Consider the following 26,413-nt stretch of genomic DNA (forward strand, 5'->3'; position numbering starts at 1 on the left):
ACGAGTCAAAATCCCGTCCCGCTGGCAACACAGCGGCCGGATCAGCCGAAGCGGCCGGTGATGTACTGCTCGGTCTTCTCTTCCTTGGGGGCGGTGAAGATGGTGTCGGTGGCGCCGTATTCCACCAGCTCGCCCAGGTACATGAAGGCGGTGAAGTCGGAGACGCGGGCCGCCTGCTGCATGTTGTGCGTGACGATGGCGATGCAGTAGTCGGGCTTCAGCTCATCCACCAGCTCCTCGATCTTGGAGGTGGAGATGGGGTCCAGCGCCGAGGTCGGCTCGTCCAGCAGCAGCACGGCCGGGCGCACGGCCACGGCGCGGGCGATGCACAGGCGCTGCTGCTGGCCGCCGGACAGCGACAGGCCGCTCTGGCGCAGCTTGTCCTTGACCTCGGTCCACAGCGCGGTCTTGCGCAGCGCCTCTTCCACGCGCACGTCCATGTCGGCACGGCTCAGCTTCTCATACAGCCGGATGCCGTAGGCGACGTTGTCGTAGATCGACATGGGGAAGGGCGTCGGCTTCTGGAACACCATGCCGACGCGGGCGCGCAGCAGGTTCAGGTCCTGCTTGGGCGACAGCAGGTTCTCGCCGTCCAGCAGCACCTCGCCCTCGGCCCGCTGGTTGGGGTAGAGGTCGTAGATGCGGTTCAGGATGCGCAGCAGCGTGGACTTGCCGCAGCCGGACGGGCCGATGAAGGCCGTCACCCGCTTGTCGAACAGCGGCAGGTTGATGTTACGCAGGGCGTGGAAGCCGCCGTAATAGAAGTTCAGGTTGCGGACGCTGATCTTCTCGCGCATGTCGCCGTCGGTGGCGAGGGCCGCCTGGGACTGTTCCGCCGTCATGGAAAGCGCGGTCATGGGGATCACTGGCCTTTCTTGGTGCCGATGGAAGCGAGCATGCGGGCGCCGATGTTGAGCGCGAGGATGGCGACCGTGATGAGGAGCGAACCGCCCCACGCCAGGCGCTGCCAGTCCTCATAGGGGCTGAGCGCGAACTGGAAGATGGTGACCGGCAGGTTCGCCATGGGAGCGTTCATGTTGACGCTCCAGAACTGGTTGTTCAGGGCGGTGAACAGCAGCGGCGCCGTCTCGCCGCTGATGCGGGCCACGGCCAGCAGGACGCCGGTCATGATGCCGCTGCGGGCGGCGCGGTAGGTCACCTGCACGATGACCTTCCAGCGCGGTGCGCCCAGGGCGGCAGCGGCCTCGCGCAGGGAACCCGGGACCAGGTTCAGCATGTCCTCGGTCGTGCGCACCACCACCGGGATGACCAGCACGGCCAGCGAGATGGAGCCCGCCCAGGCGGAAAAGTGGCCCATGGGGACCACGACGATGGTGTAGATGAACAAGCCGACGATGATGGAGGGCGCGGACAGCAGGATGTCGTTGATGAAGCGCGTCACCTCGGCCAGCTTCGTGCCCTTGCCGTATTCGGCCATATAGGTGCCGGCCATGATGCCGATGGGCGTGCCGATCACCATGCCCAGCACCGTCATTACGATGCTGCCGAAGATGGCGTTCAGCAGGCCGCCGGTGCTGCCGGGCGGCGGAGTCATCTGGGTAAACAGTCCCAGATTGATGGCGCTGATGCCGTTGATCAGCAGGACCGCCAGGATCCAGACCAGCCACAGCAGGCCGAAGACGGCGGCGCCCACGGCCAGGCCCATGGTGATGGTGTTGCCAATCTTGCGGCGCTTATAGCGGCCCATCGCGAAGTTGGTGCCGGGAGGGGAGGTGTCGGTGATGGCCATGGATCAGGTCCCCGCCTTGCGGTTCATGCGCACCAGCATCAGCTTGGCCAGCGACAGCACGATGAAGGTGATCACGAAGAGCACCAGGCCCAGCGCGATCAGGGAGGAGGTGTAAGTGTCGCCCACCGCCTCGGTGAACTCGTTGGCGATGGCGGCCGAGATGGTGGTGCCCGGTGCCAGCAGCGAGGAGGCGATGCGATGCGAATTGCCGATGACGAAGGTCACGGCCATGGTTTCACCCAGCGCGCGGCCCAGGCCCAGCATGACGCCGCCCACCAGGCCCACGCGAGTGTAGGGGATGGTGATGTCGCGCACCACCTCCCACGTCGTGGCGCCCAGGCCGTAGGCGCTTTCACGCAGCATGGCGGGCATGGTCTCGAACACGTCGCGGGTGATGGAGGTGATGAAGGGCAGGATCATGATGGCCAGGATCAGACCGGCCGTCAGCACGCCGATGCCGTAGGGCGGGCCCTTGAACCAGGCGCCGATGCCCGGGATGGTGCCCAGCGTGTTGATCAGGAAGGGTTGGACGGTCCGCTGCAGGAAGGGCGCGAACACGAACAGGCCCCAGATGCCGTAGATGATGCTGGGGATGCCGGCCAGCAACTCGACCGCGATGCCGATGGGCCGCTTGGCCCAGGCGGGACACAGCTCGGTCAGGAAGATGGCGATGCCGAAACTGACGGGCACGCCCACCAGCATGGCGATGGCCGAGGTGACCAGCGTGCCGTAGATGGGCGCCAGCGCGCCGAACTTCTCCGTCACCGGGTTCCAGATCTCGGTCGTGACGAAGCCGAAGCCGAAGGCCTTCAGAGCCGGCAACGCGCCGTGAATGAGCGAGATAATTACACCGCCCAGGAGCGTCAGCACCAGGAGGGCGAAAAACAGGGTGGCGCCGCGAAACAGAAGGTCGTTGCGGCGCTGCGTGCGCGCCCGCGGACTCTCCGCGCTGATGTCCGATGCCTTTACCGCCATGTCCACCAAAGCACCCCTCCGGCCGTAGGCCCTGCGATAACCCGAAACGCGATGACCTAATAAACCCGGATGTCTATCAAGGAAGCCGACAAAGAGGGAGAGGAGCCGTAGGCGACCCCTCTCCCGACCTTCGTCCCCCGGGGCGGAAGCCCCGCGGGCGCTTCCTTTTACCCGAGCACTCTTACTTCGACCAGACGGGCTTGCCGTCGGCGGTCTTCACCGTGCCCCAGGACTTCTCGACCTGGGCGATCACGGCGGCCGGCATCGGGACGTAGTCCAGCTGCTCGGCGGCGGCCTGGCCGTTGTTGTAGGCCCAGTCGAAGAACTTCAGCGCCTCGGCGACGGCGGCGCCGTCCTGCGGCTGGCTGTAGACCAGGATGAAGCTGGCGCCGGTGATCGGCCAGCTGTCGGCACCGGGCTGATCGACCAGCACCAGGTAGAAGCCCGGGGCGTTGGCCCAGTCGGCACCGGCGGCGGCGGCCTGGAAGGCCTTGATCTCCGGGCTGACGACCTTGCCGTCCTTGTTCTTCAGCTTGGTGAAGGTCAGGCTGTTCTGCTTGGCGTAGGCGTACTCGACGTAGCCGATGGCGCCGTCGGTCAGCTTCACCATGTTGGCGACGCCTTCATTGCCCTTGGCGCCCAGGCCGGCGGCCCACTGCACCGACGTGTTGGCGCCGACGCGCTCGGCGAATTCCTTGTCTTCCTTGGACAGGTAGGTGGTCCACAGGAAGTTCGTGCCCGACCCGTCGGAACGGTACACCGGGACGATGGAGGTGTTGGGCAGGTTCAGGCCGGGGTTCTGCGCCTTGATGGCCGGGTCGTTCCACGAGGCGATCTGGCCCAGGTAGATCTTGGCGATGGTCGGGCCGTCCAGCTGGATCTGGCCGGGGGCGATGCCCTTCACGTTCACGACCGGGACGACGCCGCCCATGATCATCGGGAACTGCTGCAGGCCCGCTTCCTTCAGCTCTTCAGCCTTCAGGGGCATGTCGGAGGCGCCGAACGTGACCGTCTTCGCCTTGATCTGCTTGATGCCGCCGCCGGAACCGATGGACTGGTAGTTCAGGCCCACGCCGGTCTTGGCCTTATAGGCCTCGGCCCACTTGGCGTAGATGGGGTACGGGAAGGTGGCGCCGGCGCCGCTGATGTCGGCAGCCTGGGCGGCGCCCACCATCACCACCGCGGCCGCGGCGGCAACCATGCCCTTCAGCAGGTTCTTCGGTTGAAAGTTCACGGGATTCCCCCACGGGTTGGAACGTCTTAGTCGACCGTCTCGGGGCCTCGGCCGATCCGCCCAGGGGCAAGCCCCCGCGACCGCTTCCTGATCCCGTCTCGACGGGCGGACCCTAGATTCCGGGTCCTGAACCTTTGGTGACGAGTTTGTTACAGTTTTATGAAACCGTGGGCGTTTTGTCGCAGGGCCGCCCCTCGTTCACGCCCCGTACCGGCCGGCAGCGCTGGCGTGCCGCTGCAACACCAGCCACAACCTGGCGGCACTCTATGAGTCAACGCCGATTCTCAATTTCTTTTCAAGTGTCGGCGAAGGCGCAGCCCGCCGCCGTTTTTTCTGCGCCGCAACGGCATCCCCTTGGTGGTCATAAGCAGGCCCCGGGGTGCGCCCTATTCACAACACTATAGATGCAGTCGATCCGCCCACCCTCTTTTTTCAGCCCGCCGGGCCCGTCCGAACTCTACTGCTGTAGTCCCGGATTTGTTGCCCCGCCTTACTTTAAGCCCCCTAAAACGCCCGACTCGAAACTGTTGCAGCGGCGCCACAGCTAGCCCCTTTCATAAATCTGTCAACCTTTAGCAGTCTCGCTGTCATGCTATATTGCTACCGAGCGCTTCGTTAGGGCCGCAGCCCAAACGCTCCAAACGCGTGACGTCGGCCCCGAAACCCGGGATTGGGCGGCATGCCGTAGACCGGATGATGGGAGAATCTAGGAATGAACCTGAAGACCGTGTTGCTCGCTGGCACGGTGCTGGGCGTGGCTTTCGCCGCCGCCGGCGCCTCCGCTGCAGAGACCAAGAAGTCGAACGCCGCCTCCGCCACCGCCGCCGCCGCCGCCACCCCGCTGGCCACCCAGGCGCAGATCGACGCCCTGAACAAGCAGATCCAGGCGCTGCAGGCGCAGTTGCAGGCGATCTCGGCCCAGACCGACGCCGCCAACAAGGCCGCCGCTGAGTCCAAGGCCGCCGCCGAGAAGGCTGCCACCTCGGCCACCGCCGCCACGGCGAACCTGCCCAGCATCACCTTCCCCAACGGCGTGCCGACCTTCACGTCCGCGGACAAGGCGTTCAGCTTCCAGCCCGTCGGCCGCATCCACCTGGATTACGGTTACAACTTCCAGGATGCCAAGAACCCCGACAACCGGGCCAACAAGGACATCACCGACGGCTTCAACTTCCGTCGCGCCTACATCGGCTTCGCCGGCAAGGCCTTCAACGACTTCACCTACAACGTGACGGCCGACTTCCCGGGCCGCTTCAACCAGTCCGGCCGCCTGCAGACCGCGCAGCTGACCTACACCGGCTACAAGGGCTGGCTGATCGACGTCGGCGCCATGCAGCCGGCCATCACCTTCGAAGACAGCATCAGCTCCAACGACATCGGCCTGCTGGAGCGTCCCGGCATCACCAACGTCGTCACCGGCCTGATCGCCAGCGAAGGCCGCCTGTCGGCCGGCGTGCGCACCTTCGGCGACAACTATTTCGCCGACGTCTACCTGACCGGCGCCAACGTCAACACCAGCCCGTTCGGCAGCACCACCGTGCTGACCAGCACCGGCGGCGCGACCGCCTCGGTCACGTCCAGTGCCGTGACCGGTGTCGCCGACGACCAGAAGGCCGCCTTCGCCCGCGCCGCCTTCCGTCCGATCAACGATGAGCACACCATCGTCCATGTCGGCGCCGATGTCGGCTACATGTACGCCCCGCCGCAGACCAACGGCGTGAACGCCGCCGGTTCGCACGTGCTGGCCCTGTCCGAGCGTCCGGAAAACCGCTACGGCGGCCTGGGCGCCATCCTGAACACCGGCAACATCAACGCCAACAGCGTCGCCATCTACGGCGGTGAAGCCGCTGTCCGTTACGACAGCTTCTGGGCCCAGGGCGAAGGCTACCAGATCGACGTGACGCGTCGTAAGGTGCTGTCCACGGCCACCAACGACCCGAGCTTCTTCGGCTACTACGCCGAAGCCGGCTGGGTCCTGACCGGCCAGAAGCGCAATTACGTCGCCAACCAGGGCGCCTTCAGCGCCCCGACGGTGGACAAGCCCCTGAACCCCGGTGCCGGCCAGTGGGGCACCTGGGAAGCCGTGGCGCGCTACAGCTTCCTGAACTTGAACTCCGACACCTGGGCCACCAACACCGCCAACCGCGTGCGCGGCGGCCAGCAGGAAGTGTGGACCCTGGGCCTGAACTGGTACATGACCAGCAACGTCCGCTTCATGCTGGACTACCAGTTCATCGACCTGAAGAAGTACTCGTCGGCCACCAACAACACCCAGGTGGGCGACAACTGGCAGTCCCTGGGCGGCCGCGTCCAGTTCACGTTCTAAGGCCAGTTCACGTTCCAAGGTTTGTCCCCTTCGGGGAGATATCCTGTACAAGGGAAACCCCGCCGGTCCGCTGGCGGGGTTTTTCTTTACCTGCGACACTTGTCCACGGGGGGCCGGCGGGATGGAACACACCTTCCCCTCTGGCGATCGCGGAAAATTGTCATAGTTCGGTTATAGAAACACCTGTCAGCGTTTAGGTTGCGCCCCGGCGGATGCTGGGCCAAAACGGCCTGAGGCGTAATGCCGGATTGAGAGGACGAGTGCGATGGATGAGGGGCGTGGCGGCATGAACCCGCAGGATGAGAACGCGGCGCAGCCGGCGCGGGATGCGCAGCAGGACGCCGCCATCGCCGCCGAGCTGGCGGCCGAGGCGGAAGAGCTGGCCGACATCGACCTGGGCGACGAGGGCGGCGACGATGACGGCCTCGATGGCGTGGAGGAAGAGCCCGGACTGGACGGCGCCCCGCCGTCGGATGGCACGGCGCCCGCCAGTGGCAAGCGCGTGGCCTGCGGCGTCACCGGCAAGCTGCGCCCCAAGCGCGACCTGATCAGCCTGGACACCCTGCGCCCCAGCCTGGCCGTGCGCATCCGCCGCGACCACCCAGGCCTGCCGCCCGATGCCCTGGTCAGCCGCGGCGTCGTCGCCCGCTACCGTTCCCTGTATGTCGAGGAACTGCTGCAGCAGGAAAAGGGCGAGCTGACGGAACTGGATCGCCAGGTGGCCGAAAGCATCGCCACCCATGAGACCCTGGCGGAGAACATCGAAGAAGGCTACGCCGAGGAGCGTACCCTGGGCGAGCGCATGTCGGATCATCTGGCCAGCTTCGGCGGCAGCTGGACCTTCATCCTCACGTTCGCGGGCTTCCTGATCATCTGGATGATCATCAGCAGCTTCCAAGGGGATAAGTCTTTCGATCCCTACCCCTTCATCCTGCTTAACCTCATCCTCTCCTGCCTGGCCGCCATCCAGGCGCCCATCATCATGATGAGCCAGAAGCGGCAGGAGGCCAAGGACCGCCTGCGGTCCGAGAACGACTACCGCGTCAACCTCAAGGCGGAGCTGGAGATCAGGCACCTGCACGAAAAAATTGATTATCTTATCCAGCGACAGTGGAAGCGGCTCACCGAAATTCAGCAGCTGCAACTGGAGATTATGCAGGAAAAGCGCTACCGCCGCTGACCCACCTATCCCTTTTGAGCGTTGTTTCGGCTATTCCTGGCTAGCTAACGCGGGTTGGATACGCGAAAGGGCTAAAGCGACCGGACACAAGTGAGGGTTGTCTTATGGTCCGAAAGAGCCAATATTAAACACTCCGATCTAGTTGCATCTGCGTCGGAGGTTTGGATCATGGCCACCCATGATGTTCTGGTGATAGACCCGAGTACCCTGTTCCGTCAGGGCTTAAGACAACTGCTGCCGCAGGATTTTCGCGTGGTTTCCGAAGCGCGCGATGTCGAGGCGGCGCGAGCGGAGCTGTCCGCCCCCACACCAAATGATATATCCGGCGCTAAGCCGTCCGGCCGTAGCGTCGCCCTGGTCCTGTTCGATGTGACGGACGCGGGGGAATTCCGGGCGGCGGCCAATCAGCTGCACAGCCTGTTCCCCGAGGCCCGCCTGGTCTACCTGACCAACGGCTTCGACGCGCCGCGTCTGCGCATGGCGCTGGAGGCCGGGATCGACGGCTACCTGACCAAGGATCGCTCCTCCAACGCGCTGATCCAGTCGCTGCACTTGGTCATGCTGGGCGAGAAGGTCTTCCCGTCCGACTTGGCCCTGCTGCTGACCCAGCAGAACCATACCGGCAGCGTCGGCGCCGGCAGCCCGCACAAGGGCCTGTCGATGCGGGAAACGCAGATCCTGCGGGCCCTGGTCAAGGGTGAGAGCAACAAGGTGATCGCCAACGGCCTGCACATCACCGAGGCGACGGTGAAAGTTCACCTGAAGAGCCTGCTGCGCAAGATCAACTGCAACAACCGCACCCAGGCCGCTATCTGGGCGCTGAACAATGGCCTTACGGAAGCGACCCCCACGGCGGGCGCTGCCTGAAAGGAACCACCGGACCAGGGGTGACACGCTCGCTGGAATCCGACCGGACCTTGGAAACTATCGGGGGCGCATCGCCAGCCCCCCTGAAGCCCACGCGATTTCAAGCGGGCCAATCGGCGGGACCAAGAAAAAGGCCGCTGTCCCAGGCAGGGGACGGCGGCCTTTTCTTTTGGCATGCTGCGGCCCCGGCTTACGCCACCGCCAGCACCCGCTGGCGCCGCAACGCGACGCCGTAGAAAACGGCCGCCGCCAGCACCAGCAGCGCCACCTGGCCGCCAAAATAGGCGAAGGGCGACAGGCGGTCATAAAGCTGGACGTACAGTCCCCCCACCATGTCGCCGGCGAAAACCGTGAAATAGAACACGGCCGTGATGGACGACTTCAGCCGGGCCGGTGCCTCCATATAGGCCCACTGCAGGCCGATCATGCTGATGCACAGCTCACCGAAGCCCAGCACGATGTTGGACACCAGCATGAACCAAATGCTGACCGGATGGTCCTTGGTGGCCAGCAACCCGGCCAGCGCCATGATGGCGATGGACAGGGCCGTGATGCCAAAGCCCACGAACACCTTGGTCCGCGCCGGGGTCAGCGTGCCCCGGCGGCGGTCCACCCACCCCCAGAAGGCGTTGAAGATGGGGGTCAGCAGGATGATCATCAGCGGGTTGACCGCCTGCAGCTGGTCCGGTGTCAGGTCGAAGCCGAAGGGCCACAGGTTCAGGTCGATGTAGTCGCGGGCGAAGAACACCCAGGTCGTGGCGGTCTGGTCATAGGCCATCCAGAACACCAGGATCATGGGGAAGCCCAGCAGCATGCGCACCAGGCGCGCGCGTTCCTCCGGCGTCATGCCGGCGGCGGTCTGGTCGGTCTTGGCACGGGCGGCGGCGCGGTCGGCGGCGCTTTCCTGCGGGTAGAAGCGCTTGCCGGCGGCGAAGACCACCAGGGCCACCGTCATCAGGGCCGCTGGCAGCATCAGCGCCACCTGATAGCCCGCCTTGTCGCGCACCCAGGGCAGCGCGTAGGAGGTGACGAAGCCGCCGATGTTGATGGCCACGTAGAAATAGCTGAAGGCCTTGTCCATCAGGGCTTCCTTGCCCTGCTCCTGGTACATGCGGGCCATCATGGGGCTGACGTTGGGTTTGATGGCGCCGGCGCCCATGGCCAGCATCGCCAGGCTGGCGTACAGCATCCACGGGCTGCTGGCGAAGCCTAGGACCACCTGCCCGAAGATGTAGGGAAACGAGAAAAAGATGATGGTGGGGTACCGGCCCAGCCAACGGTCGGCGATGACGCCGCCGATGAGGGGCAAGGCGTAACAGGACGCCATGAAAATCTGGATGACCGTGGCGGCGTCGCTGTCCGAGAAGCCCAGCTGCGAGGTGATGTAGAGCGCCAGCAATGTCCGCATGCCGTAGTAGCAGGCGCGCTCGGCCAACTCACCCCAGAAGACGAACCAGAAACCCACCGGATGCCGAACGCGTGCCGTGACCTGTGCCTGCATGCCCAAATCCTTGGAAAATTGGTGCCTATCCCGCGGCCCCCTGCGGAAAGGGTACGCCCGGACATCCCGCAACCGGGATGCGGCGGCCTTGCCCATTCACGCCCGCGCTGCCCTTTCGCCGTCGGCCCCCAAAGCCGTCGCGGCGGATATGCCCACCTGTTGTCCATCATGGTCGCCGCACCCCACCGGGGACCGGCGCCGTTGTCAGCCTGCTTCGTTAGGGGAATCGCGCCCGGGACACAAGCCGGGAATCACAAAACGACAGCGCATCAAAAAATTTAAGCGGGAGGCGCCCAAGCCGGCGTACCTGCGGCAAACCCGCGCCGCCCTTGCCGTCCAAGAAGGACAGGCGACGCCGCCGCGGTTCCGGGACAGTGCGGACTGAGGCAAAGTGTAGCGCCAGCATAAACGGGGGATCCCATATTCCCCTTTCGCTGGCCGTGTGCCTTTTGATTGTCTTGTGCGCTGCGGGAGCGCCCTGTTAATTGGCGGGGATGATGGTTGCCCTTGATGCCGACGCGCGCAGCAATGCCCGCCACCGTAGCTTGGACCTGCCCGTGGCGACGGTGCTGGGCCTTCTCGCCTTGGCGGTGGTCCTGGCCCCCCTGTTCTTCGTGCTGGTGCCGCCGCTGACGGACTACGCCAACCACTTGGCCCGCATGGACATCATCGCGCACCTGGGGCAGGAGCCCCTGCTGCAGCGCTTCTACGCCATCGACTGGCAGGTCATTCCCAATCTGGCCATGGACCTGGTGACGCCCCCCATGGTCAAGGTCGTGGGCGTGTTCATCGCCGGCAAGCTATTCATCGCCGCCATCATCGTCAGCATCGTCACCGGCACCTGGGCCCTGCACCGGGCCCTGCACCGGGCGGAGCATGGCCCTGGCGGCGCCAACGCGCTGCTGGCCATGGCCTTCATGTACAACGGCATCTTCCTGCTGGGCTTCACCAACTTCCTGTTCGGCATCGGCCTAGCGCTGTGGGGCACGGCCATCCGGCTGTCGCTGCGCCACCGGTCGCACCTGCAACGCCTGGCGGCCTCCACCGCCACGGTGCTGGTGCTGTTCGTTTGCCATCTGTTCGCCGTCGGCCTCTATGGCATGGCCATCTTCTGCCTGGAGGCGCCGGGCCTGCTGCGCCGGCCGTGGCGTCAGGCGTTGCGCCACCTGGGCCTGATGGGCCTGCCCTTCCTGGTGGTTCTGCCCCTGCTGGCGGCCAGCCCGACGATGGGCCTGGCCGACCAGGTGGTATGGAGCTGGGTGGGCAAGGGCGAGGGCCTGCGCTTCCTGGTCACCACCTTCCATGAGAATTGGGAGGTGCCGCTGGGCCTGGCGGGCCTGGGCGTGGTCGCCGTCCTGCTGGCCACCCGGCGCATGCACCTGCACGCCGCAGGCTGGATGCTGCTGGCCACCGGCGCCGTGACCTACATCGCCATGCCCACCATCCTGTTCGGCTCGGCCTACGCCGACGAGCGGCTGCCGGTGGCTCTGCTGTTCCTAGGCCTGGGCTTCGTGCGGTTCGACTTCCGCAGCCGCCTGGGCCGCATGACCGCCCTGGCCGCCATCCTGGCCATCATCGTGGCCCGCAGCGTGGTCATGATCGGCGACTGGCTGCCCCTGAGCCAGGTCTACAAGGATATGCGCGCGTCCATGGCGGCGGTGGAGCCCGGGTCCACCATCCTGGTGGCGGAGGCGACGGTGCCCACGGGCGACGTCAACTTCAACGCCGCCTTCAGCCATGCGCCCTGCCTGGCGATTATCGACCGCCAAAGCCTGGTCAGCACCGCCTTCAGCGTGGCCGGCAAGCAGATCCTGACCGTGAAGCCCGCCTATACCGAGCGCGTGGACCGTGAGGACGGCGACCCGCCCAGCACGGGCGAGATGGTGAAGGCCGTGACCAATCCCCTGCCCCCCGGCACCTATTTCTGGCAGGACTGGCAGCGGGACTATGACTACGTCATCGTCCTGAACACCGAGGCTGGACATCGGGAGTTGACGGGCCTGGCCGACCTGGTTCATGAGGGCAAGGGGTTCCAGCTTTATCGCGTATTGCACGACGCGATGCCGGCCCCCGCCCCCTGACGAGACCGCCCGGGAACGGGGCGGCGGCGCGGGGCGCCCGCCACCAACCGCACCGGACATCCGATGGATCCCTGGACCTGGGCCTTGCTGATCGGCGCCGCCTTCGTGGCCGGCGTCCTGAACGCCGTCGCCGGCGGCGGCAGTTTCCTGGGCTTCCCCGCCCTGGTGTTTGCCGGCCTGCCGCCGGTGACGGCAAACGCCACCAACACCGTGGCCCTTTTTCCCGGATCGTTCGCCAGCGTCTACGCCTACCGGCGGGAGTTCCAGCCCATCCAGGGCGTGGGCATGTTGCCCATGGTGGCCGTCAGCCTGGTGGGCAGTGTCGCCGGCGCCCTGCTGCTGCTGTGGACGCCCGAGAGCGTGTTCGTGGCCCTGGTGCCCTGGCTGCTGCTGATGGCCACCTTGGTCTTCGCCTTCGGCCGCCGCCTGGCCGGCCTGCTGCAGGACAGCGTGCGCCTGACGCCCACGGCCCTGCTGTGCTGCCAGTTCGTCATCGCCATTTATGGCGGCTATTACGGCGGCGGCGTCGGCATCCTGTCCATGGCGGCCATGACCCTGTTCGGCCTGCGCGACATGCACGCGATGAACGCGTGGAAGACCCTGCTGAGCGGCAGCCTGAACGCCATCGCCACGGTGACCTTCGCCCTCAGCGGCCGCGTGGTCTGGGCCCCGGCCCTGGTCATGATGGTCTCCGCCATCGCTGGCGGCTATCTGGGCGCCGCCGTGGCCCGGCGGCTACCCGGCGAATACGTCCGCCGTTTCGTCATCGTCACGGGCGTGGCCATGACGCTGTATTTCTTCGGGAAGGCGTACCTTTAAGGGCCCATCACGCCTTGTAAGGCGGATCGCTCTTGCGGGGGGATCAGTGCCCGGCCTGGCCGTCGGCCAGTTGGGCGGGGACGACGGGCGTGGCCTGGGCCTCGTCCACCGCCGCATCGGGTGCCGCGCTCAGCACCACCAGGGTCAGGAAGGCGGACACCACCACCAGTACCGCCAAGTCAAGGCCCCGGTCGTTCAGACGACGCATCAGGCTGGTGACAAGGCTGGTCATGGGCGGGTCCCCGGCGATGCCGGAGAAAGTACCGGCAGTGCTGATACGGGCGGCTTGCCGCAACCCTGCGCTTTAAAAACCACGCGCCGCTGAAAAAAGACGGCCGCGCCGCCGTGGGGTGCCCAGACTGAATCCCCAAGGCCAGCGCGGCCGCCTGCCGGGGGGCTCTGGGAGAACTGCCCCCTTCCTTTGTGCCCGGGACCACTTCCCCATCATGGCGCCGTCCGCGATCACGGGCGTGCCTGCCACCCTGTCAGCGGCCGGATAGAAGCGTGTGGTGTCGTCCCGATGCCATAGGCGCGATCCCAATCCCTGCTTCTTTTCGCCAAAGGTAGGCGCCACGCCACAACCCCTGGTCGATTGATTAGATAATCATCGATTGAGACAACGCTGTCAAGCCTTGCGCAGCAGGCTGCAAACGGCACCGTGCCGCCGCCGCAGGACAGGTTTTGTCAGGTCAGGGAAAGGGTGCCGACCGTCTCCAGCGCGGCCGCCTTGTCCTCCAGCCCATCCTCGCGGAGGTCGACGGGAATGGCCTTGGAGGTTTTGGCGCCCATGTCCTTCAGCTGTTCCACCTGGCGCACCAGGTTGCCGGTGCCGGCGCTGAGCTTGGTCATGGCGCCGCTGTAGCTTTTCTGCACGCGGTCCAGCTGGGTGCCCAGGCTGCGCATGTCCTCCAGGAAGCCGACGAACTTGTCGTACAGCTTGCCGGCCCGGTCGGCGATGGCCTCGGCGTTGCGGTTGCGGCGTTCCACCTGCCAGACGTTGGCCACGGTGCGCAGCGCCACCATCAAGGTCGTGGGGGTGGCGATGGCCACGTTCATGTCCGCGGCGTAGGCCGTCAGCGCCGGGTCCTCCTGCACCGCCACCGCCAGGGCGCCCTCGATGGGCACGAACATCAGGACATAGTCCAGGCCGCTGCCCACGGCGCCGGTATAGTCCTTGGAGCCCAGGGTCTTGATGTGGGTGCGCAGGGAAACGACGTGGCGCGCCAGCGCCGCCATGCGCGCCACCTCATCCTCCGCGTTCACGTGCGCCTCGAACGCGGTCAGCGACACCTTGGCGTCGATCACCACCCGCTGACCGCCCGGCAGGTTCACCACCACGTCGGGGCGCAGGCGGCTGCCATCGGCGTCCGTGCGGCTTTCCTGCGTCACATACTCCTCACCCTCGCGCAGGCCGGAGCGTTCCAGGATGGTGGACAGGATCATTTCGCCCCAGGCGCCCTGGGTCTGGGCCTTGCCCTTCAGCGCCTGGGTCAGGTTGTGCGTCTCGCTGGTCATGCGGGCGCTGGTGTCGGTCAGCTGGCGGATCTGCTGCGCCAGCGCCGCGCGGTCCTTGGCGCTTTCCGTATGGGCCAGTTGCAGGCCCTGCTGGAACTCCACCATGCGGTCGCGCAAGGGCGCCAGCAGGCCGTCCAGCTGGGTGCGGTTTTGCTTGGCGAAGGTCTCGCCGTGCCGGGTCATGACCTCGTCGGCCAGGACCTTGAACTCCTTGGCCATGGTCTCGCGCGCCTGGATCAGCAGGGCCATCTTCTCTTCCGCCTGCCGCAGCTCGCGCGCCAGCGCCTCCTTGGACGCCGCCAGCGCCTGGCTGAGGCGGGCGCCCTCTTCCCGCACCGTGGCCAGGTCACGCTCCAGCAGGGGTACGCGCGAGGCCCGTTCGCCCTCCACCGCCAGGCGGCGGTCGGCCTCGGCCTTGGCCGCGCGCAGGTCGGCCAGATCGGCCTCCAGCATCGCCAGCCGCTCGGCCTGCGCCGCGCGGGCGCCCGCCCCCGCCACCCGGGCGGCGACCAAGGCCACGACCAGCGCCGCGACGAAACCAAGGGCCAATGAGGCGAGATCGAGGGACATGGGACGGCGTCCTGCTCAAGAAGATGGGGTGTGGGTTTGATACACCCACAGTCCCTAGAGCGAAAGCCCCCAAAAGGAACAAAACAAGGACAAAAGAAAAAGGGCGGACAGTCCCTCTGCCCGCCCCTGGTCACTCAGGCTTCGGCGGTTGCCTATTGCGCCGGATAGGGGCTCTTGCCGCCCTCGGCGATGAAGCGGTCGATGCGGGCCTCCAGCACCGGCAGCGGCACGCCACCCAGCTTCAGCACCGTGTCGTGGAAGTTGCGCAGGTCGAACTTCGGACCCAACGCCTTCTCCGCCTTGGCGCGGGCCTTCAGGATGGCCATCTCACCCAGGTAGTAGGACAAGGCCTGACCAGGCCACGCGATATAGCGGTCGACCTCGGTCTCGATCTCGTGATCGGCCAGGGCGGTATTGTCGTGCAGGTACTGTTGCGCCTGCTCGCGCGTCCAGCCCTTGGCATGGATGCCGGTGTCGACCACGAGACGGGCGGCGCGCCACATCTGGTAGCTCAGCATGCCGAAGCGCTCATAGGGCGTCTCGTACATGCCCATCTCCTCGCCCAGCTTCTCGCAGTAGAGCGCCCAGCCTTCGCCGAAGGCGGAGATGTAAACCTTCTGTCGGAACTCCGGCTGGTCCTTCTGTTCCGCGGCGATGGGCATTTGGAAGGCGTGGCCGGGGGCCGATTCATGCAGCGTCAGGGCCGGCAGAGCGTACAGGCCGCGCGACGGCAGGTCGTAAGTGTTGACCAGGTACACGCCCGGTCCCCCCCGGCCGGAGGTGTAGAAGGGTGCGATGTCCGCCGGCACCGGGATGATGGCGAAGCGCGAGCGCGGCAGGTAGCCGAAGTACTGGTCTGCCTTGCCGTCGAACTTCTTGGCGATCCAGGCCGCCCGCATCAGCAACTCTTCCGGGGTCTTGGCGTAGAATTGGGGGTCGGTGCGCAGGAACTTCAGGAAGGCGGGGAAATCACCCTGGAAGTTGGCCTGCTTCATCACGTCCAGCATCTGGGCGTGGATCTTCGCCACCTCTTCCAGGCCGATCGTGTGGATCTGGTCCGCCGTCAGGTCGACGGTGGCGAACTCCTTGATCTTGGACTGGTAGTAGGCCTTGCCGTCGGGCAGGGATTCCGCCGCCAGATCCGTGCGGGCGCCGGGGATGTATTCCTCGCGCATGAACTTCAGCAGGGTCTGGTGGGCCGGCACCACCGACTTGGTGATGGCGGCCACGGCGGCGGCGCGCAGTTCCGCCTGGGTCGCGGCCGGGATGGTGTCCGGCATCTTCTTGAACGGCGTGTAGTAGACGTTGTCTTCCGGCGTCTTGGCCTCGACCACGTTCACGATGCCGCTGTCGCGGCCGGTCAGCGTCACCTTGGGCGGGGTGAAGCCCCGCTTCAGGCCGGCGCGCATGTTCACGATCTGCTCACCGAAATAGCGCGGCATGTCGTTCAACTGGCCAATGAAGGCCTTGTATTCCGCGACCGTGTGGAAGGGCTTGCGCGCGCCGCCGGCCATGTTGGACCAGAACGAGCTGTCGGCGTTCAGCGGCTTCTCATAATCCTTGAACTTCTGGCTGTTCAGCAGGACCGTCACCTGGTCGCGGTAGATGCTGAAATCCACCTGCGCCTCGGGCGACAGGTCGGTTTGGGGGATGGCCGCCAGTTCCTTCAGGACGCCTTCCCAGACCTTCTGCCGCTTTTCCTGGGTGGCGGCGTCCACCTTGGGCAGGTGGCCGGCAACGGTGTCCGTGCTGTCCTCGTCATCCTCGCCCTTGAATTCCTCCTGACGCCACTTCCATTCCTTGGTGTAGATCGCCTTGAATTGGGCGTCGGCCTTGCCGGCCGTGGCGGTCGCGGCATGGGCCATACCGACGACGGGGGTCGCGGTGATTTGGCCCAAGGTCAGGACACCGGTGAACAGGGCGGTGCCGACCAGCAGGCGGGCGGCCAGACGTTCTAAAGGCAGGCGATTCATCAAATGGGCGCTCCCTGAGAGGCTGAAGCTGCAACGACGCGGCAGCCGAAGACGGGCCCCGCGGAATAGCCGGTCTCCGGCTCGAAACGGACAACGACGCTGGACTTGCCCGCCGTCAGGTTGGCGGGGATGGGGTATTCCACGTCAAAGAACTCACCCGGCCGCTCCGCGTCCAGCTTTTGCGTGGCGATGCGGGTGCCGTCGACCAGGATGTGGAACAGGCGCTTGCGCTCATCACCCCAATATGTCGCCTGCAGCACCATGGCGCCGCCGCGAACCTTGGCCTTGAACTCAAAGAAGCCGCCGGTGCGGGCGTCGCGCCCGTTCCGGCCGCGGTAGGTCACGGGGTAGGAGATTTTGGCCTCCAGCCCATGGTCGCGTTCCGGCTGCATCTCACCCAGGTGCATGACGTCGACGGAACGCGCCTGGATGTCGCGCTGGCGGGCCGCCTCCTGCGCCAGGGCCGCCTCCGCCGTCTTCCACTGCGCCTCGGTGTAGCGCTTGAAGTAAACGGCCGTGCGCCGGGTGTACTGCTGGTAGAAGGGCTTGAACTCCATGTCGCCCGGCCGGCCGATACCGGTGGTGCGCCACACCAGGGCGTCAGGCGCCGCCCGCTGGAAGCCGTCCAGGACGGAGGCTGAGACCAGCGCCGGCGCCGGGCCCTGGAAGGCGTCGGAGACGGGCGTGGGCTGGGGCGAGCCGGTGGGCGCCTCGCTCTTGGGCGCGACGCCCAGGTCGGCGGCCAGCACCAGGGGACCGTGCAGGAAGGCCACGGTGTCGGCATCGTCGTTGGTGGATTCCAGGCGCAGGGCCATGGGTAGGCGCAGGGCGACGGCGTCGCCGGCCTTCCATTCCCGCCGCACGACGGCGTAGCCGTTCTGCAATTGCAGGTCCTGCGGCTTGCCGTTCACCGCCAGGGTGGCGCCGGTGCACCAGGCCGGGATGCGGAAGCTGACCGCGAAGGTGGCGGGACGCTTCAACGCCTTCAGCGTCAGCAGCACCGTCTCAGCTTCCGGATAGCGGGTGTCGAGGTCGATCACCGCCCCCCGCTCCGCCCAGGTGAGGGTGGAGGGAATGTAGAGGTTGACGGCCAAATCCTCCGCACCGCGCCTCCAGTAGACGCTCTCGCCATGCTTGGCGTGGCTTTCCATGCCGGTGCCCACACAGCACCAGAAATCTTCCGTGGGGGTGGAGAACTCGCGCGCCGAGCCGGACATCAGCGGCGTCATGTAGGTGAACATGCCGGTGGCCGGATTCTGCTGCGCCAGCACATGGTTCAGGTGCGCGCGCTCATAGAAATCGAAGTAGTGCGCGTCGGCCTGGCGGGCATACAGCAGGCGGGTCAGCTTCAGCATGTTGTAGCTGTTGCAGCCCTCGCAGGTCTGTTCGGTGATGTGGCGGGAGATGCTGCGCGGTTCCTGGAAATACTCCCGGTCCGCGTTGCCGCCGATGACGTAGGAATGGTTGGTGGTGACCGTCTGCCAGAAGAAGGCGGAGGCCTTGGCGTGGCGCTCCGACCCCGTCAGCTCCGCCAGGCGGGCCAGCCCGATCAGCTTGGGGATCTGCGTGTTGGCGTGGATGTTGGCCAGCTCATCCCGGCCTTCCGACAGGGGCACCAGCACCTTGGCATGGTAGAGACGCTCGGCCAGCAGCAGCCAGCGCCGGTCGCCCGTGCGGGCGTACAGCTCGGCGAAGCTCTCGTTGATGCCGCCATGCTCGCAGTCCAGCACCTTCTGGACCTGCTCGTCATTCAGGTGGCTGAACACCTCATCGATGTAGCCACCCAGCTTGACGCCCACATCCAGGGCCTGGGTGTTGCCGCACAGGGTCTGGGCGTCGAACAGGCCGGTGTAGAGCTTGTGCCAGTTGTACAGCGGTACCCAGCAGCCGTTGAGGTCGAAGCCGGCGGAGCGGATCTCGCCGCGCCGCAGCTCATCGAACACGACCTTGCCGTCCTCAACGATGTCGCCGCGCTTGCGGGTGAAGCCGGCGACATAGCCGTCGCCCTGGGCCTTCTGGCAGTCCGCCAGCTCGGCCACGATGTAGTCCACCCGCCGCTTGCACTCGGCATCGCCGGTCTGGGCGTGCATCAGGGACAGGGCGCTCAAATAATGGCCCAGGGTGTGGCCGGCGATGGTGTCGCCTTCCCAGCCACCGTAGGCGGCGCCCTTGGGCTGCAGGCCGGCGCCACTGCGGAAGTTGTGCAGCAGGCGGTCGGCCTCCAGGCTGTGCAGATAGGCCAGGTTGGCGTCCACCGCCGCCTTGAAGGGCGATGGCTTCAGACGCACAGCCGACAGGGGAAAGGGTTCGGCGGTGCCGGTGTTGAGCGCCGGCACCAAGGGGGCGGCCACCGCCGGCACGGCCATCAGGGCCGCGGCCGAGGCCGCACCGCGCAGGATGGTGCGCCGGGACACCGTTTGCCCGGAGGGGGCGCTGAAGGTTGCCATGGGGCTGTCTCCCAGATCGCGCGCCATACCTTAAGCCCCCGTGTTCTTGATTGTTATGTCTTGGGTCCGTACGCAAACGCGCCGAATCGCTGGCGAGGACGCCAGCGGAGCAAAGGGACCCAACTGCCAAGCTATTTTGGGATACTGTATACGATACTGCATCATAGAGAACTACGCCTCCGGTCTTAGGACGGAAGTAGGTCCCGCCAAAGGGACGACCTTCAGGAAAAGCGGTCCAGCGCCATGGCCGGATCGGGCAGCGCTCGGCCGGCGACAATGTCGGCCATGCGCCGCGCGCTCACGGCCGCAAGGGTCAGGCCCAGATGCTGGTGGCCGCAGGCGGCGTAGAGGCCGGGATGGCGGCGGCTGGCGTCCAGCATGGGCAGGTAGTCGGGCAGGCTGGGGCGGCAGCCGGTCCATTCCGAACTTTCCGCCCCCGGTGCCATCAGGCCGACCTCGCGCAGATGATGGCGCAGCAGCGCCGGGCGGCGGGGATCGGGCGCATCATCCGGCCCGCTGAAATCGGTGAAGCTGGTGGCGCGCAGGCCCATGGCCATAGGCGTCACGATGACGGTGCGGTTCTCGAACACTACGGGGCGGTCCAAGATGGGCGTATGGGGCCCCGAGTCGGCCGGCACCACGACATGGTATCCGCGCTCCGCGATCATGGGCACGCGATAGCCTAGCGGCTCCAGCAGCGATCCGGAGTCCACGCCCAGCGCGACCAGCACGGCGTCGGCGCCGATGACACCACCGGCATGGCGCAGGCGCCAGCCGGCATTATTATTCACCCCTTGGCCCCCTTGGCCGCTTTCCAGCCCCTGGATGTCAGCCCTCTCAATGCGCCCGCCGCGCGCGACGAAGGCGGCGGCCAAGTCCTGGGTCAAGCCGAAGGGGTCGTTGACATGGCCGGTGCCGGTATAGGTCATGCCCCCCGTGACACGCTGCCGCAGGGCAAGGGGAAGGTCGGGCCAATCGCCGGGGCTGGGACCCCAGGGGGTGACGGGCACGCCCAGGTCCCGGGCGGCAGCGGCGGACGCGGCGATGGCGGCCTCGGGCGCCGCGCTTTCCCAGACGCTATGATGGCCGCGCGTCTGGAAGCGGCCCTCGGCCCCGGTTCCCACCAACAGGGTGCGCCAGTCCCGGATGACGGTTTCGATCAGGCCGGACAACACGGCCGTGCCGTGGGCGTGGGCCCGGGGCAGGCAAGCCGCGAGGAAATCCCTGGCCCAGCCGCGCGCCAGGATGGGCAGGGCCCCTTTTCGGATACCCAAGGGGCCCCCAGACTTCAGCAGCAGGCCCGGCACGCGCCGCAAGGTGGCAAAGGAGGCCAAGGGTAACAACTGTTCCGTGGCGATGTGGCCAGCGTTACCGTAGGAACATCCACGCCCCGGTTCATCCCGGTCGATCAGGATGACATCATGCCCATCGCGCACCAGGACCAGCGCCGTGGCGGTACCCACCACGCCGGCGCCCACCACCGCGATGGTGCCGGATCCTGGCCGGAACGGCATGGGTGGGTTGCTGGCATGGGCGACAGGCATGTGCAGAGTCCCTTGATTGGATACAATATCCCATTATACTATCCGTCACGGCGCTTCCCGACAAGCGCGTATGGCGGAAACGTGAAAGGTTTTAAGAGATGTCCTTGCCCAACTGGCGCGGTGTGTTCCCCGCGGTGACCACGCAGTTCAACGAAGACCTCAGCATCAACCTGGCGGAAACCCAGCGGGTGATCGACGGCCTGATCCGCGACGGCGTGCACGGCCTGATCATCATGGGCACCGTGGGCGAAAACAACTCTCTGGAACCGGAAGAGAAGCGCCAGGTGCTGGCCGCCGCCAAGGAAGTGACCGCCGGCCGCGTGCCCGTGATCACCGGCGTGTCGGAACTGACGACGCCGCGCGCCGTCGCCTATGCCAAGGATGCGGAAAAGATCGGCGCCGACGGCCTGATGCTGCTGCCGGCCATGGTGTACGTGCCCACCGAGGAAGAGCTGTTCCGCCACTTCGCCGCCGTCGCCGGTGCCTCGGCCCTGCCCATCATGCTGTACAACAACCCGCCAGCCTACCGCGTGGACATCAGCGTGCCGCTGCTGCAGCGCCTGGCGGAGATCCCGACCATCGTGGCGCTGAAGGAATCGGCCCCCGACACCCGTCGTTTCACCGACCTGGCCAACGCCATCGATGAGACGAAGATGATGCTGATGGCCGGCCTGGACGACGTGGCCCTGGAAGGCCTGCTGCTGGGTGCCCGGGGTTGGATCTCCGGCCTGACCAACGCCTTCCCCAAGGAATCGGTGGCGCTGTACGACGCCGTTGTCGCCGGCGACCTGGCCAAGGCCCGCGCCATCTACCGCTGGTTCCTGCCGCTGCTGCACCTGGACGCCCGCCACGACCTGGTGCAGAGCATCAAGTTGGCCGAGCAGGTCATGGGCCGCGGTTCCGAGCGCGTGCGCCCGCCGCGCTACATCCTGGAAGGCAAGACCCGCGCCGACGTGATCGCCATGGTCGAGAAGGCGGCGGCGACCCGTCCTGTTCTGTAAGCAGTTCCCTCAAACGCCGGCGGGGCTTGTTCGTTTTCCTCAAGCGCCGGCGCCAGCATCCGCTGGCTTGGCTGCCTCGCTGCGCCCTGCAGTGCTCGCTCCGGCGCCCGCCGTCGCGGGCTAACGAAGTTGGAACTGGGGAACCAGTTCCAACTTCGTCGGTATCCCCAGTAGTCCTCTGCCTTAAGGCCTGATGCCATGACCACCGCCCCCAGCGTTCCGACCGGCGATCCCGTTCTGCCCACGGGCCGCCAGACCTTCGCCTGCATCGACGGGCACACCTGCGGCAACCCGGTGCGCCTGGTCATGGGCGGCCACCCGCCCCTGGTGGGCGCCACCATGAGCGAGAAGCGCCAGGACTTCCTGTCGCGCTTCGATTGGATCCGTACGGCGCTGTGCTTCGAGCCGCGTGGCCACGACATGATGTCGGGCGGCTTCGTCTACCCGCCCTGCAGCCCGGAGGCCGACGCCTCCATCCTGTTCATCGAGACCTCGGGCTGCCTGCCCATGTGCGGCCACGGCACCATCGGCATGGTGACCTTCGCGCTGGAACACGGCCTGATCCGCCCGCGCACGCCGGGCAAGCTGGTGCTGGACGTGCCCGCCGGCCAGATCGGCGTCGAGTATGAGAGGACGGCCGGCAAGGTGACCTGGGTGCGGCTGTTCAACATCGACAGCTTCCTCCACAGCCGAGGCATCACCATCGAAGTGCCCGAGCTGGGCCCCCTCACCCTGGACATCAGCTACGGCGGCAACTTCTACGGCATCATCGAGCCGCAAGGGGCCTACACCGGCATCGATGACCTGGGCAGCCAGAAGATCATCCATTTCAGCGGCCTGGTGCGGCAGCTGGTGCGGGAGAAGATCACCCCCGTCCATCCGCTGGACAGCACCATCCGGGGCCTGAGCCATGTGATGTGGGTGGACAAGCCCAAGCACAAGGACGCCCACGGCCGCAACGCCGTCTTCTACGGCGACCGCGCCATCGACCGGTCCCCTTGCGGCACGGGCACCTCGGCCCGCATGGCCCATCTGGCGGCGCAGGGCAAGCTCAGCGTCGGCCAGAGCTTCGTGCACGAGAGCATCATCGGCAGCCTGTTCGAAGGCCGCGTGGAAAGCGCCGGCACGCTGGGCGATTACGCCAGCATCCGCCCGTCCATCAAGGGCTGGGCGGTGCAGACCGGGCTCAACACCATTTACGTCGACCCCACCCAGGATCCGTTCTGGCGTGGCTTCCAGGTCTAAGAGGTCAGACCTGGGTTTCCTCCCAAGGCACATCCTCAAGGGCCGGTCCTCGCGGATCGGCCCTTCTTTTATGCGCTTCAATTTTACGCCCCACCCCAGCGGCATGAGCCGATGAGGCTCATGCCGTAGGCCGCGACTGCGGTCGCCGGAGATTTTGGGACCAGGGCCCCTGAATCGAGGACAACGCAAGCTGGCGGTTGCCGGCGTCCGCCGCCTGAGGGCGCGGCCTAATGATGCAAACCGAAGGGATTGTCGACGTCTGTCGGCGGAATGGTGAACCAGCGGGGGCCGTCCTCGGTCATGTAGACGTGGTCCTCGAAGCGCACGCCGAACTTGCCGTAGAGGCACAGCATGGGCTCCACGCTGAAGCACAGGCCGGCCTCCAGCGGCTGCTTGTTGCCGCCGACGATGTAGGCGGGCTCATGCAGGTCCAGGCCCACGCCGTGGCCGGTGCGGTGGGGGCAGCCCGGCACCTGGTAGCCGGGGCCGTAGCCGCGGGACTCCAGGAAGCTGCGAGCGGCGATGTCCACCGCCTCGCACGGGACGCCGATGTGGGCGGCGTTGAAGGCCGCCATCTGGGCGTCGCGCTCATCCTCCCACACCCGGCGGTATTCGGGGGTGGCGTGGCCGAAGGTGTAGCAGCGGGTGATGTCGGACTTGTAGCCCTCGATGGCGCAGCCGGTGTCGATCAGGACGGGATCGCCCTCCTTCAGGAACCAGTCGCCGGGGGCACCGTGGGGATAGGCCGTGGCCTCGCCGAACTGCACGGCGCAGAAGGTGTTGCCGCCGTCGGCCCCCAGCGCGCGGTGGGCCTGGCCGATGAAGGCCACCACCTCCGCCGGGGTAATGCCGGGGCGCAGGATGCCGGCGGCCAGGCGGTGGACCTCCAGCGTCAGGGCCTTGGCATGGGACAGCAGGGCGATCTCATGCGCCGACTTCACCCGGCGGCAGGCCTCCGTCAGGGGGCGGGCGTCCACCAGGGTAGCCTGAGGCAGTGTCGCCGCCAGGTCGAAGAACACGCCGGCATAGCCCAGGGCGTCCACCGCCACCGTGGCGCTGCCGCCGGACTGGCCGCGCACCAGGTCCGCCACCAGGGCGTAGGCGCTCTCATCCTCCTGCCAGGTGCGCACTTCATCACCCACGGTGATATGGCCGCGCAGCTTGGGCTCCTCGAATGCCGGACAGACGTAAACGGGGTCGCCGTCCTTCAGGATCACGGCCGCTGTCAGCCGCTCGCTGGGGTGCCAGTCCAGGCCGGTGAAGTAGAGGAGGTTGCTGGACGCCGGCAGCAGCAGGGCGTCCACCTTGCGCGCCGCCATATGGGCCCGCACCGCCTCGATGCGGGCGCGGTATTCCTCCGCCGTGATGGGCTGCACCGCCGCCCGCCGGGACTTCAAGGTCGACAGCACCGCCGGGGCCGACAGCCCCCCAATACCCTTGGTCATGGTCTCAAACCCGCTTCTCTGGGATCATACACTAATCATTCAGGCGGCGCAGCGGCACCACCAGCAACAGCAGCAGCACGGCTGCGGCGCAGGACCACAGGCCGGCCTTGAGGTACACCGCCTGGTATGAGGCCAGCTGCACCGCCGCCGGCAGGCTGCCGTCCACCACCGTGGCCTGGGCCACCAGCGCGCTCAAGCGCTGACCATAGGCCGTGGACAGGAACCACAGGCCCACCAGCAGGCTGGTGATGGCCGGCGGCGACAGGCGGGTGATGGAGGACAGGCCGATGGGGGACAGGCACAGCTCCCCCACCTCCTGCAGCAGATAGAGCGACAGCAACCAGGCCACGCCCACGCGCAGACCCGCCGGCGTCACCTCGATGCCGAAGGCCAGCGCCAGGAAGCCCAGGCCGACGAACAGCACACCCAAGCCGAACTTGGTCACCGGGCCGGGGTCGCGGCGATGGCCGTCCAGCCAGCGCCACAGGGCCGCCAGCGGCAGGGCCAGCAGGATGACGAAGGCCTTGTCCGGGAACTGCAGCACCGGGGCCGGCACCAGCACCGGGCCGATATACCTGTCCGTCCATTCGGCGGCGAAGACGTTCAGCGAGGCGGGGCCCTGGTAGAACAGGGTCCAGTACAGCACCGACACCAGCATGAGCAGCAGCAGCAGCGCCAGGTGGCGGCGCTGGCGCGCATCGCAGCGGCGGGCGAACCAGAAGACGGCGGCCAGGCCGGCCACGGCGGCGAGGTCCAGCACATGGCCCACCACCGTCGGATGATCGACGATCAGCCAGGCCCCCAGCGCCACCGCCAAGCCGCCGGCCAGGGCCAGCAGGCCACCCGGCCCACCGCTGGCGGCACGGGGACCGCCCTCGGCCGCAGGGAGTTCGGGCGGCAACAGGCGGCGGCCCAGGGAGAAGGTGGCCAGCGCCACGGCCATGCCGATGCCGGCGGCGCCGAAGCCCCATTCCCAGCCCAGCGCGGCGCCCAGCCAGCCGCAGACGATGCTGCCCATCAGGCCGCCGGCGTTGATGCCCAGGTAGAAGATCAGGAAGCCGCGGTCGCGCGCGGCGTGGCGCTGGCCGTACAGCCGGCCGACCAGGGCGGAAATGTTGGGCTTCAGCATGCCCACGCCGGCGGCGATCAGGGCCAGCGACAGATAGAAAAGCTTCAGCCCGCCGGCGTCCGGTGTCTTTTCCAGGCGTCCCCGCAGGGTGACGGCGGCGCCGTCGGGGCCGACATAGGTCAGGACCCGGGCGTCCGAGTCACCGCCCTGGACGCTGCCCAGGCTGGTGATGACCTGGGCGGTGCCGTTCACCACCACCTGGCGGGCGCCGTCCTCCCCCTCCGCGGGATAAAGGATGGGGCGTTTCAGGTCGTAGGTGGCCTCAGGCGTCACCAGCCGTTCCACCGTCTGCGCCGGCTGCCAGGCCATCAGGCCGTGGCCCAGCATCAGCAGCACGGCACCGGCCCGCACGGCGTGGCGGGCACCCACCCAGCGGTCGGCCATGAAGCCGCCGACCACCGGGCACATATAGACCAGGACGCCGAAGGCCCCCAGCTCGGCATAGGCCGACACCTTGTCCATGGACAGGTGCCACAGCAGGAAGAAGATCAGGATGGATTGCAGGCCGTAATAGGAGAACCGCTCCCAGAACTCGACCGCGAACAGCAGGTAGAGGCCGGGAGGATGGCCGCCATCATGGTGTTCAGGCGCCACCGCCGGGCCGCTTACCGGGCTGTCCGCCCCCGCCATCACCGCCATGCCCTGCCCGTCCCCGTTATCGTCGAATGGATGCGCCAGGGTATCATGCCCATGGGTCACCCTGGTGGGGCGATAGCGTATCGGATACGATATCCAAACTGTCAAGCATAGCGCCACCGGCACCCATTCTGGCATCCGGACGGACGGCGGGGAATGCTATCGCTTGAGGCTG

The 26,413-nt window shown here is 66.8% G+C and carries 19 protein-coding genes; 7 read left to right on the top strand and 12 right to left on the bottom strand.

Translation table 11 applies throughout. The features are described 5' to 3' along the window. Nucleotides 1–41: 41 nt before the first annotated feature. From pstB to pstS, 4 genes are all read right to left on the bottom strand, one after another. Nucleotides 42–857, bottom strand: coding sequence for a phosphate ABC transporter ATP-binding protein PstB (pstB, locus tag P5F91_RS17960; protein ID WP_040843855.1), 816 nt, complete (start codon nucleotides 855–857; stop codon nucleotides 42–44). A gap of 5 nt (nucleotides 858–862) precedes the next feature. Beyond that, nucleotides 863–1,750, bottom strand: a complete 888-nt coding sequence (gene pstA / locus P5F91_RS17965) for a phosphate ABC transporter permease PstA (RefSeq protein WP_145611201.1) — start codon at nucleotides 1,748–1,750, stop codon at nucleotides 863–865. A 3-nt stretch (nucleotides 1,751–1,753) separates the two neighbouring features. Beyond that, nucleotides 1,754–2,725 carry a phosphate ABC transporter permease subunit PstC gene (gene pstC, locus P5F91_RS17970; protein ID WP_088872617.1) on the bottom strand — a complete coding sequence of 324 codons (972 nt, stop codon included), beginning with the start codon at nucleotides 2,723–2,725 and terminating at the stop codon, nucleotides 1,754–1,756. A 181-nt stretch (nucleotides 2,726–2,906) separates the two neighbouring features. Then, nucleotides 2,907–3,959, bottom strand: coding sequence for a phosphate ABC transporter substrate-binding protein PstS (gene pstS, locus P5F91_RS17975; protein ID WP_246134422.1), 1,053 nt, complete (start codon nucleotides 3,957–3,959; stop codon nucleotides 2,907–2,909). A gap of 712 nt (nucleotides 3,960–4,671) precedes the next feature. Here pstS and P5F91_RS17980 point away from each other — a divergent pair. The 3 genes from P5F91_RS17980 to P5F91_RS17990 all read left to right on the top strand — a co-directional run bounded on the left by P5F91_RS17980 (nucleotide 4,672) and on the right by P5F91_RS17990 (nucleotide 8,332). After that, complete coding sequence (locus P5F91_RS17980) at nucleotides 4,672–6,285, top strand: OprO/OprP family phosphate-selective porin (RefSeq protein WP_277907773.1); 1,614 nt, start codon at nucleotides 4,672–4,674, stop codon at nucleotides 6,283–6,285. A 265-nt stretch (nucleotides 6,286–6,550) separates the two neighbouring features. Beyond that, nucleotides 6,551–7,465 carry a DUF1003 domain-containing protein gene (locus P5F91_RS17985; protein ID WP_246134421.1) on the top strand — a complete coding sequence of 305 codons (915 nt, stop codon included), beginning with the start codon at nucleotides 6,551–6,553 and terminating at the stop codon, nucleotides 7,463–7,465. A 168-nt stretch (nucleotides 7,466–7,633) separates the two neighbouring features. Then, nucleotides 7,634–8,332 carry a LuxR C-terminal-related transcriptional regulator gene (locus P5F91_RS17990; protein WP_145611199.1) on the top strand — a complete coding sequence of 233 codons (699 nt, stop codon included), beginning with the start codon at nucleotides 7,634–7,636 and terminating at the stop codon, nucleotides 8,330–8,332. A gap of 190 nt (nucleotides 8,333–8,522) precedes the next feature. Here P5F91_RS17990 and P5F91_RS17995 read toward each other — a convergent pair whose 3' ends face one another. Beyond that, entirely contained in the window at nucleotides 8,523–9,833 is a 1,311-nt protein-coding gene (locus P5F91_RS17995; protein ID WP_277907774.1) for a peptide MFS transporter, read from the bottom strand. A 494-nt stretch (nucleotides 9,834–10,327) separates the two neighbouring features. On the opposite strand from P5F91_RS17995, the gene P5F91_RS18000 reads away from it, so the two are divergent. Beyond that, a complete protein-coding gene (locus tag P5F91_RS18000) occupies nucleotides 10,328–11,914 on the top strand; it encodes a hypothetical protein (protein ID WP_145611197.1) in 1,587 nt (528 codons plus the stop codon). Nucleotides 11,915–11,977: 63 nt separating this feature from the next. Next, nucleotides 11,978–12,733 carry a sulfite exporter TauE/SafE family protein gene (locus P5F91_RS18005; protein ID WP_277907775.1) on the top strand — a complete coding sequence of 252 codons (756 nt, stop codon included), beginning with the start codon at nucleotides 11,978–11,980 and terminating at the stop codon, nucleotides 12,731–12,733. Nucleotides 12,734–12,776: 43 nt separating this feature from the next. On the opposite strand, the gene P5F91_RS18010 is transcribed toward P5F91_RS18005, so the two are convergent. The 5 genes from P5F91_RS18010 to P5F91_RS18030 all read right to left on the bottom strand — a co-directional run bounded on the left by P5F91_RS18010 (nucleotide 12,777) and on the right by P5F91_RS18030 (nucleotide 20,782). Further along, on the bottom strand, nucleotides 12,777–12,965 hold the full coding sequence (locus P5F91_RS18010; RefSeq protein WP_145611195.1) for a hypothetical protein: 189 nt from the start codon (nucleotides 12,963–12,965) through the stop codon (nucleotides 12,777–12,779). Nucleotides 12,966–13,417: 452 nt separating this feature from the next. Next, nucleotides 13,418–14,818 carry a DNA recombination protein RmuC gene (locus P5F91_RS18015; RefSeq protein ID WP_277907776.1) on the bottom strand — a complete coding sequence of 467 codons (1,401 nt, stop codon included), beginning with the start codon at nucleotides 14,816–14,818 and terminating at the stop codon, nucleotides 13,418–13,420. Between the two features lie 152 nt (nucleotides 14,819–14,970). After that, nucleotides 14,971–16,791 (bottom strand): DUF885 domain-containing protein, encoded by a 1,821-nt coding sequence (locus P5F91_RS18020; protein ID WP_246134420.1) that lies wholly within the window; start codon nucleotides 16,789–16,791, stop codon nucleotides 14,971–14,973. Then, nucleotides 16,791–19,238, bottom strand: a complete 2,448-nt coding sequence (locus P5F91_RS18025) for a glycoside hydrolase family 127 protein (protein WP_277907777.1) — start codon at nucleotides 19,236–19,238, stop codon at nucleotides 16,791–16,793. The genes P5F91_RS18020 and P5F91_RS18025 overlap by 1 nt, the downstream gene beginning before the upstream one ends. A 221-nt stretch (nucleotides 19,239–19,459) precedes the next feature. Then, on the bottom strand, nucleotides 19,460–20,782 hold the full coding sequence (locus tag P5F91_RS18030; protein WP_277907778.1) for an NAD(P)/FAD-dependent oxidoreductase: 1,323 nt from the start codon (nucleotides 20,780–20,782) through the stop codon (nucleotides 19,460–19,462). A 98-nt stretch (nucleotides 20,783–20,880) separates the two neighbouring features. Here P5F91_RS18030 and P5F91_RS18035 point away from each other — a divergent pair, with 98 nt between their 5' ends. Beyond that, the gene (locus P5F91_RS18035) at nucleotides 20,881–21,783 is read left to right on the top strand and encodes a dihydrodipicolinate synthase family protein (protein ID WP_145611192.1); all 903 of its coding nucleotides are present in this window, start codon (nucleotides 20,881–20,883) and stop codon (nucleotides 21,781–21,783) included. A 198-nt stretch (nucleotides 21,784–21,981) separates the two neighbouring features. After that, entirely contained in the window at nucleotides 21,982–23,028 is a 1,047-nt protein-coding gene (locus P5F91_RS18040) for a 4-hydroxyproline epimerase (RefSeq protein WP_145611191.1), read from the top strand. Nucleotides 23,029–23,255: 227 nt separating this feature from the next. Here the strand turns inward: P5F91_RS18040 and P5F91_RS18045 are convergent, their stop codons facing one another. Then, nucleotides 23,256–24,473, bottom strand: a complete 1,218-nt coding sequence (locus P5F91_RS18045; protein ID WP_145611190.1) for a M24 family metallopeptidase — start codon at nucleotides 24,471–24,473, stop codon at nucleotides 23,256–23,258. A gap of 31 nt (nucleotides 24,474–24,504) precedes the next feature. Next, nucleotides 24,505–26,241, bottom strand: coding sequence for a peptide MFS transporter (locus P5F91_RS18050; RefSeq protein ID WP_186454781.1), 1,737 nt, complete (start codon nucleotides 26,239–26,241; stop codon nucleotides 24,505–24,507). Nucleotides 26,242–26,413: the final 172 nt, after the last annotated feature.

Source organism: Nitrospirillum amazonense (assembly GCF_029594735.1).
Taxonomy (GTDB): domain Bacteria; phylum Pseudomonadota; class Alphaproteobacteria; order Azospirillales; family Azospirillaceae; genus Nitrospirillum; species Nitrospirillum amazonense.